At 62.5% G+C, this 17,416-nt stretch carries 15 protein-coding genes; 11 read left to right on the forward strand and 4 right to left on the reverse strand.

What is annotated here, in order from left to right; translation table 11 throughout:
* Position 1: 1 nt before the first annotated feature.
* Complete coding sequence (locus tag IB262_RS32195) at positions 2 to 1,465, forward strand: cytosine permease (RefSeq protein ID WP_060605019.1); 1,464 nt, start codon at positions 2 to 4, stop codon at positions 1,463 to 1,465.
* Positions 1,466 to 1,483: 18 nt separating this feature from the next.
* Complete coding sequence (gene betA, locus IB262_RS32200) at positions 1,484 to 3,169, forward strand: choline dehydrogenase (RefSeq protein WP_192494327.1); 1,686 nt, start codon at positions 1,484 to 1,486, stop codon at positions 3,167 to 3,169.
* Positions 3,170 to 3,285: 116 nt separating this feature from the next.
* Here betA and IB262_RS32205 read toward each other — a convergent pair whose 3' ends face one another.
* Positions 3,286 to 4,797, reverse strand: coding sequence for a PLP-dependent aminotransferase family protein (locus IB262_RS32205; RefSeq protein ID WP_060520832.1), 1,512 nt, complete (start codon positions 4,795 to 4,797; stop codon positions 3,286 to 3,288).
* A 227-nt stretch (positions 4,798 to 5,024) separates the two neighbouring features.
* Between IB262_RS32205 and IB262_RS32210 the strand changes: the two genes are divergently transcribed.
* The 6 genes from IB262_RS32210 to IB262_RS32235 all read left to right on the forward strand — a co-directional run bounded on the left by IB262_RS32210 (position 5,025) and on the right by IB262_RS32235 (position 10,816).
* Positions 5,025 to 6,143 (forward strand): ABC transporter substrate-binding protein, encoded by a 1,119-nt coding sequence (locus tag IB262_RS32210; protein ID WP_060520831.1) that lies wholly within the window; start codon positions 5,025 to 5,027, stop codon positions 6,141 to 6,143.
* 80 nt (positions 6,144 to 6,223) lie between these two features.
* Positions 6,224 to 7,108, forward strand: coding sequence for an ABC transporter permease subunit (locus tag IB262_RS32215; RefSeq protein ID WP_060520830.1), 885 nt, complete (start codon positions 6,224 to 6,226; stop codon positions 7,106 to 7,108).
* Positions 7,105 to 7,893 (forward strand): ABC transporter permease, encoded by a 789-nt coding sequence (locus IB262_RS32220; protein ID WP_060520829.1) that lies wholly within the window; start codon positions 7,105 to 7,107, stop codon positions 7,891 to 7,893. Before IB262_RS32215 ends, IB262_RS32220 begins: the two co-directional genes overlap by 4 nt.
* Positions 7,894 to 7,895: 2 nt before the next feature.
* The gene (locus IB262_RS32225; protein WP_192494328.1) at positions 7,896 to 8,954 is read left to right on the forward strand and encodes an ABC transporter ATP-binding protein; all 1,059 of its coding nucleotides are present in this window, start codon (positions 7,896 to 7,898) and stop codon (positions 8,952 to 8,954) included.
* 42 nt (positions 8,955 to 8,996) lie between these two features.
* A complete protein-coding gene (locus IB262_RS32230) occupies positions 8,997 to 10,028 on the forward strand; it encodes a TIM barrel protein (protein WP_060520827.1) in 1,032 nt (343 codons plus the stop codon).
* Positions 10,025 to 10,816 carry an inositol monophosphatase family protein gene (locus IB262_RS32235; protein WP_060520826.1) on the forward strand — a complete coding sequence of 264 codons (792 nt, stop codon included), beginning with the start codon at positions 10,025 to 10,027 and terminating at the stop codon, positions 10,814 to 10,816. The genes IB262_RS32230 and IB262_RS32235 overlap by 4 nt, the downstream gene beginning before the upstream one ends.
* Positions 10,817 to 11,142: 326 nt before the next feature.
* Here the strand turns inward: IB262_RS32235 and IB262_RS32240 are convergent, their stop codons facing one another.
* The 3 genes from IB262_RS32240 to IB262_RS32250 are packed head-to-tail and all read right to left on the reverse strand — an operon-like array spanning position 11,143 to position 13,346.
* On the reverse strand, positions 11,143 to 12,198 hold the full coding sequence (locus IB262_RS32240; RefSeq protein ID WP_244496935.1) for a LacI family DNA-binding transcriptional regulator: 1,056 nt from the start codon (positions 12,196 to 12,198) through the stop codon (positions 11,143 to 11,145).
* Positions 12,195 to 12,419, reverse strand: coding sequence for a tautomerase family protein (locus IB262_RS32245; RefSeq protein ID WP_060520825.1), 225 nt, complete (start codon positions 12,417 to 12,419; stop codon positions 12,195 to 12,197). Before IB262_RS32245 ends, IB262_RS32240 begins: the two co-directional genes overlap by 4 nt.
* A 15-nt stretch (positions 12,420 to 12,434) precedes the next feature.
* Positions 12,435 to 13,346 (reverse strand): SMP-30/gluconolactonase/LRE family protein, encoded by a 912-nt coding sequence (locus tag IB262_RS32250; RefSeq protein WP_060520824.1) that lies wholly within the window; start codon positions 13,344 to 13,346, stop codon positions 12,435 to 12,437.
* A 348-nt stretch (positions 13,347 to 13,694) separates the two neighbouring features.
* Between IB262_RS32250 and IB262_RS32255 the strand changes: the two genes are divergently transcribed.
* From IB262_RS32255 to IB262_RS32265, 3 genes are all read left to right on the forward strand, one after another.
* A complete protein-coding gene (locus tag IB262_RS32255; RefSeq protein ID WP_034798635.1) occupies positions 13,695 to 14,819 on the forward strand; it encodes a sugar ABC transporter substrate-binding protein in 1,125 nt (374 codons plus the stop codon).
* A 71-nt stretch (positions 14,820 to 14,890) separates the two neighbouring features.
* Positions 14,891 to 16,432, forward strand: a complete 1,542-nt coding sequence (locus tag IB262_RS32260; protein WP_192494329.1) for a sugar ABC transporter ATP-binding protein — start codon at positions 14,891 to 14,893, stop codon at positions 16,430 to 16,432.
* A complete protein-coding gene (locus IB262_RS32265) occupies positions 16,429 to 17,409 on the forward strand; it encodes an ABC transporter permease (RefSeq protein WP_192371500.1) in 981 nt (326 codons plus the stop codon). The genes IB262_RS32260 and IB262_RS32265 overlap by 4 nt, the downstream gene beginning before the upstream one ends.
* Positions 17,410 to 17,416 lie beyond the last annotated feature (7 nt).

Raw genomic sequence — 17,416 nt, forward strand, 5'->3', positions numbered from 1 at the left:
GATGACCGATCATGTCGCACTCGAACATCTCTCCACTTTGAAGACGGAACAGGAAGAGGCCGCCCGTAATCGTGCTGCCGCCGAGCGCGGCGATGCGCCCCTCTTGCCGTCTGAACGGCTCTGGGGCTTCTGGGAGTTCACCTATGCCAATTCGGCACTGGCGATTGCCACCTGGGCCTTTCTGATCGGCGGCTCTGTCGGCCTCTTCGTCGGGCCGAAGGAGGGTATCGCCGCCATTATCATCGGCAACATCGTCGGCGTCGTGCTGACGGCGCTCGCCACCACCACCATGACCGGCCGCTACGGCGTTGAGCAGTTCGTGGCGCTGCGCAGCCAGTTTGGCTACAACGGCAGCCGCGTCGTCTATGTGCTCGCCGTCGTCATTCTCACCATGGGGTGGCTTGCGGTTCTCGCGATGATGTTCGGTCGCTCGATCGACGGGCTGATGGCGCTGAGCGCCGGTGAGGCCGCCAATCCGACGGGCGCGAAGATGATCATCGCCGCGATCGGCGCAATCCTGCTCACCTGGTTCATCGTCGCCAAGGGGCCGACCTCGATCAAGTTCTTCAACATGGTCGTGTCGCCGGCGCTGGTCCTCTTGATGGTGGCGATGCTCTACCTCATTCTCAGCCATCATTCGATCGGCGAGCTTCTGGCCTTGCCGGCCCTTGCGCCGCCTTTCGAGGACAAGACGCTGAACTTCATCGTCGCGGTCGAGGTCAATCTGGCAGCCGGCTTCTCCTGGTGGCCTTATATCGGCAATCTGGCGCGGCTGACGAAGAACGAGCGCACCGCCTTCTGGCCCAATGTTCTCGGTATCTTCGGGGCGGCAGCACTCGGCGAAATTGTCGGCCTGCTTGCAGCAGTCGCACTCGGCGAAAGCGATCCGACGATCTGGATGACGAAGATCGCCGGTCCGATGATCGGCATCGTCGCGCTGCTTTTCGTCGCCTTCGCCAACATGACCTCGATGGCAAACATCCTCTACACGTCGATCGTCGGCCTCAGGCAGGTCGGAACCGCATCGGTTCGCGCCATTTCCTGGGGCGCAATCCTGTTCCTCTTCTGCCTCATCCCGTTCGGGCTCGTGGTCTTCTACCCGCAGATGTATGACGGCTTCTTCATCTTCCTCGTCTGGACTTCGGCGCTGAATTCCGCGCTCGCCGGTATCGGGATCGCCGACTACTTCTTCCTGCGTGGCCAGAAGCTCGACATGCGCAGCCTGCACGGACCGCAGGAAAACGGACCCTATCGGTTCTGGGCGGGCTTCAACCCCATCGGGCTCTTTGCCCTTGCGGTCGGCTTCATCGTCTATGTCGCCGTCTTCAATCCGCAGACGCTGGCAAGCCTGCCGGCCTTCAAATACCTGACCGCCTCCGTGCCGTCCTGCCTTGCCGCAGGCGCCACCCACTACGTGCTCACGCGGCTTTTTGCCCGTGGCCGTGGTTGGGGCCAATACCCGTAACGCCTGGAGAAGACCGCCATGAGCGACACCTACGACTACATCATCATCGGCGCAGGATCGGCCGGCTGCGTGCTCGCCAACCGCCTTTCGGAGGACCCGTCGACCAGGTTGCTGGTTCTTGAATTCGGCGGCAGCGACAAGTCGATCTTCATCCAGATGCCGACGGCGCTTTCGATCCCGATGAACGGAACGAAGTACAATTGGAAATACATGACCCTGCCGGAGCCCGGTCTCGACGGCCGGCGCGTGCATTGCCCGCGCGGCAAGGTCATCGGCGGCTCGTCCTCGATCAACGGGCTCGTCTACATGCGCGGCCACGCCAGCGATTTCGACGAGTGGGAGGAACTTGGCGCGCGCGGCTGGCGCTACGCCAACTGCCTGCCCTATTTCCAGCGCGCCGAAAGCTGGCAGGACGGAGGCGACAGCTATCGCGGCGCCTCAGGTCCGCTTGCGACCAATGCCGGCAACGGGATGAAGAACCCGCTCTATGGCGCCTTCGTCGATGCCGGCCGCGAGGCGGGTTACATCACCACAGACGACCCGAACGGGCACATGCAGGAGGGCTTCGGCCCGATGCACATGACCGTCAAGGACGGGGTGCGTTGGTCGACGGCCAACGCCTATCTTAAGCCGGCGATGGAGAGGCCAAACCTCACGGTCATCACCCATGCGATGACGCGGCGCGTGCTTGTCGAAGGCAAGCGCGCCGTTGGCGTCGAGTACGAGCTCGGCGGCGAGCGCCATGTCGTGCGCGCCAACCGCGAGGTGCTGATTTCCTCCGGACCGATCGGATCGCCGCACCTGTTGCAGCGCTCCGGTATCGGGCCAGCCGCCGTGCTCCAGAAGGCCGGTGTTCCCGTGCTGCACGATCTGCCAGGGGTCGGCGAGAACCTGCAGGATCATTCCGAGGTCTACATCCAGTATGCCTGCAAGGAGCCGATCACGCTCAACGGCAAGATGGGGCTTTTCAGCAAGGCTTTGATTGGGGCCGAATGGCTCTTGCTCAAGAAGGGGCTTTCGGTCTCCAACCACTTCGAAAGCGGCGGCTTCATTCGCTCCGACGCGTCGCTGCAATGGCCGGATATCCAGTTCCACTTTCTGCCGGCCGCCATGCGCTACGACGGTAAGAAGCCGCTCGACGGCCACGGTTTCATGGTGCTGACCGGTCCGAACAAGCCGAAGAGCCGCGGCTATGTCCGGCTACGCTCTCCGGAAGCCCATGAGCAACCGGATATCCTTTTCAATTATCTCGACCGCGAGGAGGACCGCGAGGGCTTCCGCCGCTGCCTGCGGCTGACGCGCGAAATCATCGCCCAGCCGGCCTTCGACCGCTTCCGCGGCGAGGAAATGGCGCCGGGCAAGGATGTTCGAAGCAACGACGAGATCGACGCCTGGGTGCGCGAGACAATGGAAAGCACTTACCATCCTTGCGGCTCCTGCCGTATGGGTGAGGACGGAATGGCAGTCGTCGACAGCGAGCTCAAGGTCCGCGGCATCAACGGGCTGAGGGTGATCGACAGTTCCGTCTTTCCGTCAGAGCCGAACGCCAACCTCAATGCGCCGACGATCATGCTGGCGGAACGCGCCTCCGACATGGTGCGCGGCAAGCCACTGCTTGCGGCTTCCAACGCCGCAGTCGGCGTCGCCCCCGGCGTTGGCGTCACCCAGCGCAGTGGAAAGCCGCTTCGCGCCGTCCGGCAATAATGATCCTTGGAAAGGGCGGTGCGTCATGTTGCGCGGTATCGGCTACGTGGTCGCCCGGCGGCTTCGCGGCGATGACGAGGATCCGGAGGATTGGGCCATGGCGGTCGAAAGGCTCCTCAATCGCCTGATCGCCCGATGCGGCCTTGCGATCGGGCGATCGCATCGGCCAGCCGGAAAAGAAGAGGCCTCATTCGATCCGCCGGAACGCCGGCATAGCCCAGAATGAGCGCAGCCGGCTGAGGTGTCGCGATCGTGTAGTCGGACAGGGGATAGCATTGCAGTCCGGCATCGAGCACGGCGCGGTGGGAGGCCTGGTCTTCCCGGCCGCCCTCCAGCCAGGCGAGTGCATTGAGCCCGCTTTCGGAGCAGTCGATGCGGGCAAGTCCGGCAAGCGCATCTCGTCCGGCTGACATGAAAGCCTCGCGGCGCTCGGCGTAAAGGCCCCGCATCCGGCGCAGATGGCTGGCAAAGTGACCGCCGCCGATAAACTCGGCGAGTGCGAGCTGGGTTTCCACCGGGACGCTGCGGTGGATCAGCCCCGAGAGCGTGCGAAATGTCCCGACGAGTTGGGGTGGCAGGACGAGAAAGCCAACGCGGATGCCCGGATAGAGCGCCTTGCTAAAACTGCCCGCGTAGATCACCCGGTCGTCGCTGTCGATGGAGCGCATCGAAGGCAAAGGCGCGCCGTCGTAGCGGAATTCGCTGTCGTAGTCGTCCTCGATGATCCAGGCGTCGCTCGCGCGCGCCCATTCGAGCAGGGCAAGCCGGCGTGGAAGCGATAGGGTGATGCCGAGCGGGTGGTGGCGCGACGGCATGACGAAGGCGAGGCGCGCGTCGGGATAGCGAGCCATCGCAGCCTCGACATCCATGCCGTCTGCATCGACATCGGCCGGACACAGCTGCAGCCCGAGCGTGCGAAACAGGTTGCTGGTGGTCACCGGCCCCGGATCTTCGAACCAGATCCCGTCGCCAGGATCGGCAAGCGCCAAAGCCGAAAGCGTGAAGGCGGCGTGCCCCCCGGGCGTGATGACGATCTGTTCGGGATCGCAAGGGTCGCGCCGGTGCAGGGCCAGATATTCGGCGATCCTCTGGCGAAGCACCAGTTCGCCTGCGACGTCGCCATAGCCCATGGCCACGGCCTTGCCGCCGCGCGTCACGGCGTTCCAGCATTTCCTCCACACAGCGAAGGGAAACCGGTCGAGCGCCGGACGGTTGGGGAGGAAAGGCCTGTCTTCCATTTGGCCGATATCGGCCGACATCCGGCATGACAGGTCGCCAATTCGCGATAGCCGCGGCGGCGCGCGGTCGGCGACATCGTGGCGGGTCGGCCTCGACAGCGGCTTTGCCGGTTGGCGCGGCAAGGCGGCCGAGACGAAAGTACCGGCACCCTGTCGTGCCTCCAGATAGCCCTCCGCCTTCAAGTTATCGAGCACCCGCACCAGCGTCTGGCGCGACAGTCCCAACTCCTCGGCAAGGATTCGGCTTGCAGGGAGCCGTGTTCCGGCGCGCAGGTGCCCTTTCAGGATCGCCATGCGCAATTGGTCCTGCACCTGGCGGAATTTCGGCAGGGCGACTGCCGCGTCGAGGCGAAGGAAAGGCAGGATTGGCCCTTCAAGCTGTTTGACCACCGGTGCGCCTCCAAAAATTGGTACAGTAGAATGCACCATAATGGACGTTTCTTCGTCGTCCAATTGTTACATCCTGTCCCTACACGAAAACGCACCGATGCAGCCCTTCGCAGGACGCAGACAAGGTGCGGGGGAACCGGGAAAGGCGGCGGTGCCGACGACCGGATGCAAGGACAAAAAGCAGCCATCGCCCACGATCCGTCGTCGACGGTCAACAGGAGGAATTCATGAACAAGCTTCTATCGCGTGCAACCAGTCGCGCCTTCGTCTCCACACTCGCCCTGGCGGCGGCCCTGCCGGGTCTTGCCCAGGCTGAGGCATCGCAAGAGCTGGTCGCTGCCGCAACGGAGGAAGGCATGTTGACCGTCATTGCGCTTCCGCACGACTGGTGCAACTACGGAGACGTCATTGCCGGCTTCAAGGCGAAGTATCCGGGCATCGAAGTCAACGAACTGAACCCCGACGCCGGTACCGCCGACGAGCTCGAAGCCATCCGCGCGAACAAGGGCAACACGGGTTCGCAGGCGCCTGACGTCGTCGATCTGGGCCTGGCTTTTGCGCCGGCTGCCGCCAAGGAGGGCCTCCTTCAACCCTACAAGGTGGCGACCTGGGACGAAATTCCTCAAAACATCAAGGACGAGCAAGGCTATTGGTACGGCGACTACTACGGCGTCATGGCCTTCGGTGTGAACAAGGACCTGCTTGATACTGTACCGGCCGACTGGTCGGATCTGTCGAAGTCGGAGTACTCCGGGGCTGTCGCACTCACCGGCGATCCACGGTCTTCGGCACAGGCCATCCTGGCGCTGATGTCGGCAGGCATCTCGCGGGGCGCCAAGCCTGGAACGGAATCGGGCGGCAAGGGCCTGGAGCTCTTTGCGGAACTGAACAAATCCGGCAATTTCGTGCCTGTGCTCGGCAAGGCCGGCACGATCGCGCAGGGGCAGACCCCGATCGTCGCCGCCTGGGACTACAATCTGTTGGCCTGGCGTGACGCGTTGAAGGGCAACCCGCCGATGGACGTCGTCGTACCGGCAAGCGGTGTGGTCGCCGGGGTCTATGTTCAGGCAATCTCGGCCTACGCGCCACACCCGAACGCCGCCAAGCTCTGGATGGAATATCTCTATTCCGACGAAGGCCAGACCGGTTGGCTGAAGGGCTACTGCCACCCGGCGCGCTTCAATGCCATGTTGAAGGCTGGCAAGTTCCCGCAGGAGCTGCTCGACAAGCTGCCGCCTGCCGAAGCCTATGAAAAGGCGATCTTCCCGACGGTCGACGAGCTTTCCGCCAACAAGACGGCGATCGTCGAGGGTTGGGACAAGGTGGTCGGCGCCAACGTGAAGTAATCCTCCGCTTGAGAGAGAGGTTTCACCGGTCGTGAAGCCTCTCGCCCCCCTTTGGCGCAATTTTCCCAGGGACAAATCCGATGACGACAAGCGTCGCATCCCTGCCGGCCGTCTTCCGGCCACGACAGGTTCTCAGCTGGTTCGGGGTCGCCCCCTTCTTCGTCTTCGCCACGCTGTTCCTCATCCTGCCCACGCTCAACATCGTGCTCGGCGCGTTCCGCAACGCTGAGGGACAGATGACGCTGGAGAACCTCGGTAAGCTTCTTGCGCCATCCATACGATCGGCCTTCTGGATCTCGATCGAGCTCAGCCTGCTGACAGCGGCGCTCGGGTGTCTGTTCGGCTTCCTCATTGCCGCTGCCATCACGCTCGGCGGCCTTCCGCGACCCCTTCGCAATGCCATCCTGACCTTCTCAGGCGTCGCTTCGAATTTCGCCGGCGTGCCGCTCGCCTTCGCCTTCATCGCAACCCTCGGCCGCCTTGGTTTCGTGACGATGCTGCTGCGCCACTGGTTCGGCATCAATCTTTATGGCGCCGGCTTCAACATCGTCTCCTTCCTCGGACTGGCCCTTACCTACCTCTATTTTCAGATCCCGCTGATGGTGCTGATCATCACGCCGGCACTGGAGGGGCTGCGCCGCGAATGGCGAGAGGCGGCCGAAAGTCTCGGCGCCAACGGTTTTCAGTACTGGCGCCTGGTGGCGTTGCCAGTGCTCTGGCCCTCGCTTCTCGGCACGCTGGCTTTGCTTTTCGCCAATGCCTTTGGAGCAGTTGCGACCGCCATTGCGCTGACCGGCTCATCGCTCTCGATCGCGCCGATCGTCCTGTTCGCCCAGATCCGCGGTGACGTGCTCAATGATCCGCATCTGGGTTATGCGATCGCCTTTGCCATGATCCTTCTCACCGCCATTGCCAACGCAATCTATATCCTCCTGCGCATGCGCGCGGAAAGGTGGGTCAAATGAGGGAAAGGCGCGTCTGGTCCTGGCTCGCCGTCGCTTTGGGTGGGCTCTATTTCCTCCTTCCGCTCGTCGGCATGTTTGACTTCTCCATGCGCATGCAGCGCGATGGCTACAGCTTCGAAGCTTACCGCGTCGTGCTGGCCGATCCGCAGTTCCAGCAAACCTTCGGCTACTCCGTCGTTCTGGCCTTGCTCACGATCGTTCTTGGAATCCTGCTCATCGTGCCGACGGCCTATTTTGTCCGGCTGCGGTTTCCCGGGTTGCGCCCGGTCGTCGAGTTCCTGACGCTGCTGCCACTGGTCATTCCGCCGATCGTCATCGTCTTCGGCTACATCCGCATCTACAATACATCCTCCGTCCTGCCGCTCACAGGAAGCTGGTGGGGTACCAATCTCCTCCTTCTGTTCGGCTATGCGACACTGTCGCTGCCCTACATGTATCGCTCCGTCGACACGGGCCTGCGCACCATCGATGTCGGCAGCCTGACGGAGGCGGCCCAGAGCCTGGGGTCCGGCTGGACGCGGATCCTTGCCGTCGTCATCCTGCCAAACGTCTTTGTCTCGGTGCTATCCGGCGCCTTCCTGACCTTCGCGATCGTCATCGGCGAATATGTCTTTGCCGCCTTGCTCAACGTCGGCTCGTTCGGCCCTTACATGGTCTGGATGGGTGGCAACCGCGCCTACGAACCCTCGGCGCTCGCCGTTGTCGCTTTCGCCATCACCTGGGCCTGTATGGCCCTGATCCAGCTTGTCACCCATTTCTCCAAATTCTCCACCGTGAGGCGTTGACCATGGCTTTTCTAGATATCCATCACCTGGAAAAATCCTTTGGCCCGACCCGTGTCGTCAAGGATTTCAACCTCGACATCGAAAAAGGGGAGTTCGTCTCCTTCCTCGGCCCGTCTGGCTGCGGCAAGACCACGGTATTGCGCATGGTCGCCGGCTTCGAGACGCCGACATCAGGCGCGATCAGCATCGACGGACGGGAGGTGACAGGGCTTGCCGCCAACCGGCGCAATATCGGCATGGTGTTCCAGTCCTATGCACTTTTCCCAAATTTGACGGTGGCGGAAAACATAGGCTTCGGCCTCAAGGTCGCGGGTGAGGGCAAGGCGGCCATTGCACGGCGCGTCGGTGAAATGCTGGATCTGATTGGCCTGCCTCAACTCGGGGGGCGCTATCCGTTCCAGCTCTCCGGCGGCCAGCAGCAGCGTGTGGCGCTTGCGCGCGCACTGGCGCCGCGCCCGCAAGTGCTGCTGCTCGATGAGCCGCTATCGGCTCTGGACGCGAAGGTTCGCATTAGCCTGCGTGACGAGATCCGTCGAATCCAGCGCGATCTCGGCATCACCGCCATTTTCGTGACGCATGACCAGGAGGAGGCGCTGTCCATTTCGGATCGCGTCGTGGTCATGCACCAGGGCGTCGCCGACCAGCTCGGCACGCCGTTCGAGATCTACAACCGGCCGGCGACGCGCTTCGTTGCGCAATTCGTCGGTACGCTCAATCTTCTCGACGCCGACGTGTTGGATGCGACCACCGGCAAGGTGCGGCTTGGTGGTGTCCCGGTGGCGCTGGACCAGCCGCTTAATGGTCGGCCCGGCGAGCGCATCAGCCTGGCGATGCGTCCAGAATCGGTCGAACTGGGGCGCAGCGACTGCGATCGCGTCGTCCTTTCCGGCGAAATTGCAGCAGTGCATTTTCTCGGTTCAGTGATCCGCATCAAAGTGGCGGTCGGGGGCCAGTTCGTTTCGCTCGATACGTTCAACCAGCCCGACAGGCCGCCGCCCTCGGTTGGCACCACCGTAGAGGTCAGCCTGCCGCATCGCGATCTTCTGGTGCTTGCCGCCTGATGTTCCCTCAGCTTTGAAGTCGCCTGTGAAGGAGCCGGCTCTTTGACCGAAACGACGTTTGACGATCTGGCGTCGCCGGACTGGCGCGCAAAAATTGCCACCCTTTCCGGCCCGGCCCGCGCCCGGCTGGCGGAGCGGGCGCGCAACGCGCCGCTGTTTGCGCACGCCTATGCCTTTCATCTCAACATGCGTTTTGGCGGAGTGACACCGCTGCAGCTTGCCGAATTCGCCTATGAGCAGCGGCTCGTCGGCCTCAAGGTCCATGTCGAGGACGGCGAGGCAGCCAGTCTCGCCGGTATGTCAGACGCAGCGCTTTCTGAATATGGTGCCGCAGTCGAGCAGTTCGGACTGGAGCTCCATATCGAGACCAGCACGACGCAGGAGACAGGTCTCTTTGATGCGGTACGTATCGCGCTTGCCACTGGCGCGACGTCGCTGCGTTGCTATCCGCGCTACGAGGGACGCGTCTCGGAAATTGTCTCACAAACGATTGCTGATCTGCGACGATTGGAGACCTTCGATCCCGAGGGGCGGCTTCGCTACACGCTCGAACAGCACGAGGACCTGAAGTCGGAGGAGCTGATCGGCATCGTAAAGGCTGTCGCCAATCCGCGCCTTGGCCTGCTGTTCGACTTCGGCAACATGATCAATGCCTATGAGCTGCCGTTGCCGGCGCTTGCCGCACAGGCACCCTATGTGACCGAAGTGCATGTCAAAGACTGCCTCGTCCAGCAAGATCGCGACGGCTGGGCGCACCTCGCCTGCCAAACTGGCACCGGCCATCTGCCGCTGCATGCGATGTTCGTGGACCTGCTTCTGCTTGGCCAGGACCGTGCGCAGGTCTTAAGCTTCGGGCTCGAGGAAGAGGAGGGCTATTTCGCGCCCGCCCTGCGCTTCCCCTCGGAGGAAAGCGACCCGTTCATCGCGGCTCGCTCCGCGAGTTTCACGGACATCGGGACCACCGACCTTGGCGCGCGGCTGCGCCAAGAGGCCATCGCCGCTCATCGGCAGCTCGAAACCGTAAGAACCATGCTCAATCAGATTGCTGCCGAAGCTTTGAGGATAGAACGATGACCCATGAGCCTGACTGCCCACCGCCCTACATGGCACTTGCGCACGCCATGGCCGATGCCGCTGCCAGCGTCATCCGTCCGCACTTCCGCAAGCGTGTTGTCGTCGACGCCAAGGCAGACTCCAGCCCCGTCACCATTGCCGACCGCGACGCCGAGGCCACGATGCGGCGCATGATCGAGGCGCAGTTTCCCAACCACGGGATCAGGGGCGAAGAATTCGGCGCATGCCGAACGGATGCCGAATGGGTGTGGGTGCTCGACCCGATCGACGGCACGAAGTCCTTCATCTCCGGCTCGCTCGCCTTCGGCACACAGATCGCATTGCTCCATCGCGGCAAACCTGTCCTCGGCATGATCAATCAGCCGATCACCGGCGAACGATGGTTCGGCATAGGCTCCTCCGCGACCCTTAATGAGGAGCCGATCCGCACCAGCGAAAAGACCGCGCTCGGCGAGGCGATCCTCTACACCTCGGCCCTTGAGCAGTTCGACCGCGCGCGCCACGAGCGCTTCGATGCCTTGACTGCCAAGGTACGCTTCACCCGCATATCTCACGATTGCTACGCGGCCGGGCTGCTGGCGCTGGGCGGCATCGACCTACTCGTCGAAAGCAATGTTTTCGACTACGACATCCTGCCACAGATGCCCATTATTCTGGCTGCAGGCGGCATCGTGACCGACTGGGATGGGCAGCCTCTTGCGGATGCGACACGGTACGACACCGTGTTGATGGCTGCAAACGCCGACCTCCATCGAGCCGCGGTGAAGATCCTTAGCCGGCTAGGATGAAATCCAGACGAACGGGCCGCTTAATCAATTGCCTGATCGTCGCGCTCGGCTTCAGCACCACCCATCCTCGACAATCATTGTCGCGAACAAAGCGCAGTTAGGCCGAACTCGACGTTGCCGTAGCCGTGCTCGGTGAACATTCCGCACATCGGCACTAAAGCTCAGTTCATGGTGGCAATTTGCGGACGCTTCAGTGGGCGGTAGCTAGCCGCCCGACGATACCACCAAGGCCTCAGCCTTCGAAGCAGAGGTATTGACGAGGCGATGAGGTGTCTGCGGCAAGTTTCCGGATGTTCCGATCCGCTCGGTTCCAGCGCGGTGCGTTGTCATTGCATCGTACTTTCACGTACCTTGAGCTCGAAGCCCAGGTCAACGATTGGCGATGCGATTGGCAGGCCAGCCAGTCGATCAAGCACCATCTGTACAGCCTGTCGGCCGATTTGATAGCGCGGCGTGCGGATGCTGGTGAGCGACGGATAGGCGACGTGCATCATGTCGAGGTCGTTGAAGCCGCAAATTGCCATGCGGTGCGGCACGGCGATGCCTGCCCTTTGGCATTCAAACAGCACGCCCATGGCCAAGTCATCATTGTTGCAGAAGACGGCGTCGAGATCGGCGACCTTTGCCAATGCGTCGGCCAGGAGCTGCCCGCCGAGCGAGACGCGAGACGGCGTCAACGTGGTTGTCACCAGCTTGGGATCAAAGGACTGTGCGGCCTCGAGCGCCGAGCGGTAGCCGGCGAGGCGGCGCTGCGAGCGTGGATCCATTCGGGCGCCGATGAAGCCGATGCGGCGATATCCCGCCTCGATCAGATGATTGGTGGCCACCTTGCCGCCATCGAAGTGGGAGAAGCCGACCAGCATATCGACCGGATCCTCGCCATATTCCATGATCTGCACGATGGGGCAATCCGCGCTCTCGAGCAGTTTGCGGGTCGTTTCGGTCTGGTCGATACCGGACACGATCAACGCCGATGGCCGCTGGCCCAAAAACATCCGGATCAGCCGTTCCTCTTCCCGTGGAGAGTAGTGGGTGTTGCCCATCTGGATCTGCAGCGGGCCGTCGCCGAGCCCGTCATAGATGCCTCGAAGGGTGTCGGCGAAGACGATGTTCGTCAGCGACGGCACGAGAACGCCGATCACATCGGCTCGCGCGGACGCGAGCGCGCGAGCATTGGGATCGGGCGCATAGCCAAGCTGGATCACCGCCGTATCGATCTCGGCGCGCAGTTCGGCCGAAACGAGCGATGGGTCGCGCAGCGCGCGCGAGACGGTGATCGCCGCGACGCCGGCCAGTTTGGCGACGTCGGCGATCGTCGGCCTGCCACTGCCGCGCCGGCTTGCCTTGCGCCCCTGGTCTCTGGAGACGATGTCGTCCGTCACGTCGATCCCTGCCGGTTGCGCGCGCGCAAGGTCTCCACATCGGTGTTGCCGACATACCAGTTCCTTGCGTCGACCTCATCGAAGACGACGGAAATTTCACGCTCGGCAAGCCCGGTCGCTTCGGCAATCGCCGTTACGACCTTGCTTGCGATCGCAGCTTTCTTGACCGAAGGATCGTCGCCGAGGACCTCTCGTACGATGGTGATCCGCCCGAACGGCATGATTGACCTCCTGCCTCAGTAGAGACGTGCGCCGTTGACCATCAGCCGAACGGCATAAAGCGAACTGGTTGCGCAGATGTAGAGGATGTTTCGCTTCGGCCCGCCGAACACGCAGTTGGCGGTGTTTTCAGGCACTCTGACCTTGCCGAGCAGAGTGCCGTCCGGGTGATAGCAGTGGATGCCGTCGCGGGCACTTGTCCAGATCCGGCCCTCGTCATCCAGACGGAAGCCGTCAAACAGCCCGGCGGTGCAATCGGCAAAGACCTCGCCGCCCGACACGGAGCCCGCTTCATCAACATTAAAGACACGCATATGCGCCGGAAGGTCAGGGCCGTGCGTCCGGCCGGTGTCGACGACGTAGAGCCGTCTTTCGTCAAGGGTGAAGGCAAGGCCGTTCGGCCGCACCATGTCTTTAATGACGGCAGTGACCGCGCCCGTCGCCGGGTCGACGCGATAGACATGGCAGGCGCCGATTTCGCTTTCCGCCTTGTGGCCTTCGTAATCGCTCTCGATGCCGTAGGCAGGATCGGTAAACCAGATCGACCCGTCGGAGCGCACGACGACATCGTTCGGTGAGTTGAGCCGCTTGCCGTTCCAGCGATCGGCGATGGTTGTGATGCTGCCGTCATGGTTCGTGCGGGTCACGCGGCGGCCGCCGTGCTCGCAGGTTACCAGGCGGCCCTGTCGGTCGGTGGTGTTGCCGTTTGAAAAGTTCGACGGCTGCCGGAAGACGCTCACATGCCCATCGGTTTCGTCATAGCGCAGCATCCGGTCGTTGGGGATGTCCGACCAGACGAGATAGCGCCCGGCGGCGAAATAGGCCGGCCCCTCGGTCCAGCGACACCCCGTATAAAGTTGCTCCACGCGGGCGCTGTGGTTGACCAGCCGGGCAAAGCGCGGGTCTACGATCTCGAAATCCTCGGCCATGGGGTCTCTCATGCGGCAAAGAACGCATTCTTAAGCGTCGCGATATGATAGCGCTATCATTGCGGAAGGGAATAGGCTTCCTTCGAAGACGCCGAAATCACGCTGATTTTGATCTTAAACCGGTGATATTCGGTTCTCAATAATCCGCAAATGTTACTTTACAATCGCATGTGGTAGCGCTACCTAATTAAGAGACAGCGGTGTTTTCGGGAGGAGACCAGAGCGCCTCGTCAATGGTGAACGCAGGCATCCAGCGTGCCGGTGCCGCAGGAGTTCGTGCCGCTCGAGGGTGAGTTCATCCCCGGGCTGGAGAACAAACAAGTGGCGCGCCAATGGGAGGAAATGTCGATGGTGAAGTCACTCGCTGGCGGCATCGTTGCCGCCACTGCCTTTTTCATGCTGGGATCTGCTGCCTATGCAGATCCGGAAATCGTTTCAGGGCCTGCAGCCGAGCCGGAATGTTTCGCGCCGTGGTCGGCGGACACGAAATTCTTCAAGTTCCCGAAAAAGGACGGCCCGTATCGCATCGCACTTGCCAACGGCTACATCGCCAACACCTGGCGTATCCAGATGGTGCAGACCGCCAAGGCCTATGCCGCTCAACCCGACGTCGCAGCCAAACTGAAGGAGTTCAAGGTCGTTTCGACGGGCGAGGATGTGCCGGCCCAGATCTCGGCGATCAACAACTTCATCGACTCCGGCTATGACGCGATCGTCGTCAATGCCCAGAATCCGACGGCGTTTGCGCCGGTCATCAAGCGGGCGAAGGAAGCTGGCGTGGTGTTGGTCGCCTTCGACAACATCCTCGACACCGAGGACGCCATCAACGTCAACGTCGACCAGAAGGGGCTCGGGCAATTGTGGGGCGACTGGCTCGTCAAACATCTGCCTGATGGCGGCAAGGTGCTTGAGGTGCGCGGTGTCGCCGGCACGTCTGTCGATACCGACAGGCACGACGGCATCCATGAGAAGCTCCAGGCGTCGGGCAAGAAGTTCGAGGTCGTCGAGGTCATGGGCAAATGGGACGACGGCGTCGCCCAGAAGGTGACTGCGGACGCAATCGCAACCAGCGGCCCCTTCGACGGCATTACCGGGCAGGGCGGCGACACCGGCATCGTTCAGGCGATGATCGACGCAAAGCACCCCTTCGTGCCTTTCGGCGGCGAAACCGAAAACGGATTTCGCAAGTTCTGTGCGGCACATGCCGCCGACGGCCTGAAATGCTCGTCGGCTGGAACCGGACCCGCGCAAGTGGCCGTCGCCATCAAGACGGCGATTGCCGCGCTCGAGGGCCAGGTGGTGCCGCAGTCGGTCAAATTGCCCTTGGCCATCGTCGAAGATCCGAACTTCAAGGAAGGCCAGGACTATTTCCAGGCGGAGTCCGACAATTTCTTCGTCGGCAATTCGTTCCCCACCTGCGGGATCAATTTCTCCGCCCAGGAGATCATGAAGCAGAGCAAGGATAACCAGTAGTTCGATCAGGATCAGGGCACCGCACAGCTGTGCAGTGCCCTGTCGTCAACAACGGTTTTCCGGAGAGCGCAATGGAAAGCGGCGCACCGCTCTTTCGCATGGAAGGCATATCGAAACGCTACGGCGGGGTGCGGGCGCTTGAAAATGCCGAACTGTCCGTCAGGACCGGCGCCATTCAAGCCGTTCTCGGCGAGAACGGTGCCGGAAAGTCGACGCTCATCAAGATCATGGCGGGCGTTGTGGCCGCCGACGAGGGGCAGATGACGCTCGATGGACAGCCCGTGACGTTTGCGTCACCGGCCGCCGCCAACGCCGCCGGCATTGCCTGCGTCTTCCAGGAACTGTCGCTGATCCCGGAACTCAGCGTTGCCGACAACATCGTCATTTTCAATCCGCCGACCCGGTTCGGCATGATCGACCGCAAGGCCCAGCGGCGTCTGGCAGAAGAGGCGCTGGCGCGCGCCGGTGCGGCAGACATCCACCCTCTGGCGCTGGTCAAGGACCTGCCGCTGTCGCGCCAGCAGATCGTCGAGATCGCCAAGGCGCTCGCGCGCAAGCCACGCATCCTCATTCTCGACGAGGCGACGTCGGCGCTCACGGCGGCCGATGTTTCCAAGGTCTTTGCCGTGTTGAAGCGGCTGCGCTCTGAAGGGCTGGCGCTTGTCTACATCTCGCACCGGATGAACGAGATTGCGGAACTGGCAGACGATTGCACCGTGTTTCGAAACGGCAGCAAGGTTGCAAGCTACGCGGCAGGGACGAGGAGCGACAGCGAGGTCATCGAGATGATGATCGGTCGTGAATATCATAGCGTCTATCCACCCAAGCCGGGCCCGCTTGCACCAGCGGCACCCGTCCTTGAGACGCGAAATCTGTCCTGGGCGAACCGTCTTCACGACATCTCGTTTTCATTGCGTGCAGGCGAAATCGTCGGTCTCGGCGGGCTGGACGGGCAGGGACAGCGCGACCTCCTCCTGGCGCTGTTCGGGGTCTTGCGCGGGCTGCGCGGCACGGTTCTCGTCGACGGCAGAGCGATCAGCATCGGCAGCCCTGCGCAGGCGCGCCGGCACGGCATCGGCATGGCGCTCATTCCCGAGGACCGCAAGACCGAGGGGCTGATGCTGCCGATGACGGTGCGTGACAATCTCTCGCTCGCCTCTCTCGACCGGCTGACGCGCGGCGGGATCATCGATCGCGCCAAAGAAGAGAGCGCTATCGACCGGATGATGACGTTGCTGTCCATCAAGGCGGGCAACATTGACGCGCCGGTCGGGGCGCTTTCGGGCGGCAACCAGCAGAAGGTCGTCATTGCGAAATGGCTGATGCGGCAGCCGCGCATCGTCCTTCTCAACGACCCCACGCGCGGCATTGACGTCGGCACCAAGCAGGAGATCTACCAGCTCTTGCGGCGTCTGGCGGACGAAGGCGCGGCTATCCTCTTTTATTCGACCGACTATGCCGAACTCATCGGCTGCTGCGACCGGGTCCTCGTGCTCTATGACGGGGCGGTAAAACGGGAGTTGGCGGGCCCTGAGATAACGGAGCGCGCGCTGATTGCGAGCGCACTCAACATTCCGTCCGCAGACCCAAGCCACCGGGAGCCCATCCAATGAACGACTGGCGGTACCGACTGACGGAGCATCGGGGCACGCTGGCGGCGGTTGCGATCTTCGTGGTGATGTTCATCATCTACACATCGAACCATCCGGCCGGCTTCACCGCCAACGTTATCCAGACGGCCGCCAACAAAGGCGTGCTGCTTGCCTTTGTCGCGATGGCTCAAACCATGGTGGTGATCACCGCCGGCATCGACCTCTCGGTCGGCATGATCTTCCTTCTCACCAACTGCCTGGCCTCGTGGCTGGTCGTTGGCTCGCCGCTTGAGACGGCCTTCGGCGTCTTCGTCGTCCTGAGTGTTGGGGCCTCCTGCGGCGCGATCAATGGCGCCATTGTCATCTATGGGCGGCTGCAGCCGATCGTGGCGACGATCGCAACGGGGGCGGTCTATTTCGGCTTTGCCCTGTTGCTGCGGCCTTTTCCCGGCGGATCCGTCAACGAGGGGCTCGCGGATGCCCTGACCGGCCGGATTTTCGCAGTTGTGCCGGCGAGCCTCGTCGCGCTTGCAGCGGTAGTCGTCGTGATATGGGTGCCCTTCAGCCGGTCGGTCTATGGGCGTGCAGCCTATGCCGTGGGCTCCTCCGAGACGGCCGCCTACATGTCCGGCATGCCGATCCGCCGCGGCAAGTTGCTCGCCTACACGCTTGCGGGTCTGGTCGCCGCTCTCGGGGGGCTGTTTCTCACCTTTTTTACCTATACCGGCGACGCAGCACTCGCCAGCGGCAACGCCTACACGCTGTTTTCGATCGCAGCCGTGGTGCTGGGAGGCGTTTCGCTGTTCGGCGGCAAGGGCAGCGCCATCGGCGCGGTCTTCGGTGCGCTGGCATTCCGCACGATCGGCGACCTGTTGTTCGTTTTCGATCTCGATCCGCTCTGGCAACCGCTGTTCCAGGGATTGATCCTGCTGGCGGCCATCAGCCTCGGGGCCCTTGCGCTCTTCAGGGTGCGCAATAGATTGGAGTGGTTCCTGTGAGCGAGAC

This window comes from Ensifer sp. ENS02, from assembly GCF_014851885.1.
In the GTDB taxonomy this organism is placed as follows: Bacteria; Pseudomonadota; Alphaproteobacteria; order Rhizobiales; family Rhizobiaceae; genus Ensifer; species Ensifer adhaerens.